This is a genomic window from Trinickia sp., from assembly GCF_036503415.1.
In the GTDB taxonomy this organism is placed as follows: Bacteria; Pseudomonadota; Gammaproteobacteria; order Burkholderiales; family Burkholderiaceae; genus Trinickia.
Window position 1 is genome coordinate 1 of sequence record NZ_DASXWY010000125.1, and the last position, 2,737, is coordinate 2,737.

The following is a 2,737-nucleotide window of genomic DNA, read 5'->3' on the forward strand; positions in this document are numbered from 1 at the left end:
GGCATCATGACGATCCGCCAGATTGCGGGCGCGTCCATGCCGACGCCGTAAAGCGAGAACAAGAACGATTCACGCGGCGTCTCGTTCTCGGTATGAAACAGCATGGGCTTGGGCAAGCCATTCGGCCCATCGTTCATGAACTTGCACCAATAGTTCCATTGAGCGAGCGCCAACTCTACCTCCGCGGCCGGCATCCACTCACGGCCGATCGAGAAGACCCGCGTGACTTTGCCATGGTCATCAACCGTGTAATGGCGAATATGGAACAGTTCGCCGAAAGTCGACATCTCGCGATGCAGACAAAAGATCGAATCGTTCGACCAGGGTACCTCCCATACGACATCGCCTTCACCCGGTTTCGCAAAGAAACGTCGTTTGCGGATCGCGTATAACTTACGCTCTCCCCGGTGAAAGCGGATCGGGCGGCGGCGAAGTCCAAAAAATAAACCGGCCCCGAATTTAAATGCGATCCCCAGAAACAACAAAATCACCCCGAATGAAAATATATTCGATATTGTCATCCAAAATGGAGGGGCTGGGTCTGCATGAGTGAAGCTATAGAAATAGTAACCCGCCCCGGTAAATAAAAATGCCCCCGCTGCGGCAGTAATGAACCATTGCTTCTCGAGAAGCGAGGGTTCAATAACGTCCATGAAAATTGAGTTAATTCTAAACACGGTCCCGGCATCTTGAGTATTCGGCGAGACCGGCTGGTCGACTGCCAGTCGGTGCGCCATATCCCACTCCGGAACTGGTTTACCAATGCATTTCTTCATCAGGCGCTCGTGCATGTCCATCCTCGGATTGTCGAGTTGAACGCCTTCAGCTCGTCATCAAACGTATGGTAGTGCTCTCCCGTGCTGAATTTGCACCGCTTGCAAGCAAAAATCCGCTGCCTGGAACTGCGCCGGAGCGGCCGGCGGGCCAACCGTCTCGTGATCATTTTGTCGATGAAATCCTTCGGATCGAGCTCGGCGCTGTCGGACAGGATTTCCGCAACGAATCGGAAATCGTGCGATAGGTATTCATCGCCTTCGATGCAGTTCGCCAACAAGATGTTGCACGACGCATCACTCTGTGGAAACACCAACCTTAATAGCCGGTTGTTCCGCATCCCGGTGGCGATTTTCAGAAGGTCTTGAGCAGACAAGTCGGTATTCATTGGCAAGCCTGACGGATAAGCCGGAATTCGGAGTCGGGCGATTTTACACGGAATTACTTCATGGCAAAACAGGCTCAATCATTATTGGCATTGGCTGCTATGTTTTAGGAAAAATTGCCGATTTATTTGAGATTTCGGTAGTTATTGCTAATTCATGCTCGCCGTTCTCATGGCAGCGGACGCACGCCCCTTTACCGGCTCGCCCCGCTACAGATCAGGTCCGTCGGGGCGAATTGTTACGGCTTCGCGTTCGGCTTGGCATGCCGGCACTGCCTATCATTGAGCACGTCTACCACCACTGTGGCAGGCGTACCCGGTTTGATTCGTTACTTCAATGCGCCACTTGATACCCCGTGGAAGGATGGGACTTAAGTGGCGTAGGCATTTGATGGGGATTTTGGGGCGTCGTGATGCCCCGTGAAAGAGCAGGTTTTGCTTAGACGTTGAACAGGAAGTTCATGACGTCGCCATCGTGCACGACATACTCTTTGCCCTCGGCGCGCATCTTGCCGGCTTCCTTTGCGCCTTGTTCGCCTTTATAGGCAACGAAGTCATCGAACGAGATCGTCTGTGCGCGGATGAAGCCGCGCTCGAAGTCTGTATGAATGACGCCGGCCGCTTGCGGCGCTGTATTGCCGATATGGATCGTCCAGGCGCGTACTTCCTTCACGCCTGCGGTGAAGTACGTCTGCAGACCCAGCAGCTTGAAACCGGCACGGATGACACGGTTCAGGCCCGGCTCGTCCATTCCCATATCGGCGAGGAACACTTCCTTGTCCTCGTCGGCCAGATCCGCAATCTCCGCTTCGATCGCCGCGCACACCGCGACGACGGGCGATTTCTCCGCATCGGCATGCCGGCGCACGGCATCGAGGTAGGGGTTGTTCTCGAAGCCGTCGTCTTTCACGTTGGCCACATACATCGTCGGTTTCGCGGTGATGAGGCAAAACGGCTTGATGAGCGCGGCCTCGTCGTCGGACAACTCGAGCGCGCGGATCGGCTTGGCCATGTCGAGCTGCGCGCGCGCCTTTTCGAGCACGGCGGCGAGTTTGACGGCTTCCTTGTCGTTGCCCGATTTCGCGGCTTTCGAATAGCGGGCGAGCGCTTTCTCGACAGTGGCGAGATCGGCGAGCGCCAGTTCCGTGTTGATGACTTCGATGTCGGAGAGCGGATCGACCTTGCCGGCCACGTGAATCACGTTTTCGTCTTCGAAGCAGCGCACCACGTGCGTGATCGCATCGGTTTCGCGGATGTTGGCGAGGAACTGGTTACCGAGGCCTTCGCCCTTGCTCGCTCCGGCGACGAGGCCCGCGATATCGACGAATTCGACGACGGCCGGCACGACGCGCTCAGGCTTGACGATCTCGGCGAGTGCTTTCAGCCGCGCATCGGGCACTTCCACGACACCGACGTTCGGCTCGATCGTGCAGAACGGATAGTTCTCGGCGGCGATGCCGGCCTTCGTCAGTGCATTGAAGAGGGTGGACTTGCCGACGTTCGGCAGGCCGACGATGCCGCATTTGAGACTCATGGAAGACCTTTCTGGATCGATCTGTTGCGGTTACTCGCCGCTTC

Annotated in this window: 3 protein-coding genes; all 3 read right to left on the minus strand. The window is 56.2% G+C overall.

Features of this window, described 5'->3' with window-relative positions; translation table 11 throughout:
- Positions 1-791, minus strand: a 791-nt coding sequence (locus VGL01_RS15985; RefSeq protein WP_331570968.1) for a DUF6708 domain-containing protein, incomplete at its 3' end; no start/stop codon positions are given.
- Positions 776-1,162 (minus strand): hypothetical protein, encoded by a 387-nt coding sequence (locus tag VGL01_RS15990; protein ID WP_331570970.1) that lies wholly within the window; start codon positions 1,160-1,162, stop codon positions 776-778. The genes VGL01_RS15990 and VGL01_RS15985, both read right to left, overlap by 16 nt.
- A gap of 436 nt (positions 1,163-1,598) precedes the next feature.
- Positions 1,599-2,693: a redox-regulated ATPase YchF gene (ychF, locus tag VGL01_RS15995; RefSeq protein ID WP_331570972.1), complete on the minus strand. Its 1,095-nt coding sequence runs from the start codon at positions 2,691-2,693 to the stop codon at positions 1,599-1,601.
- Positions 2,694-2,737: the final 44 nt, after the last annotated feature.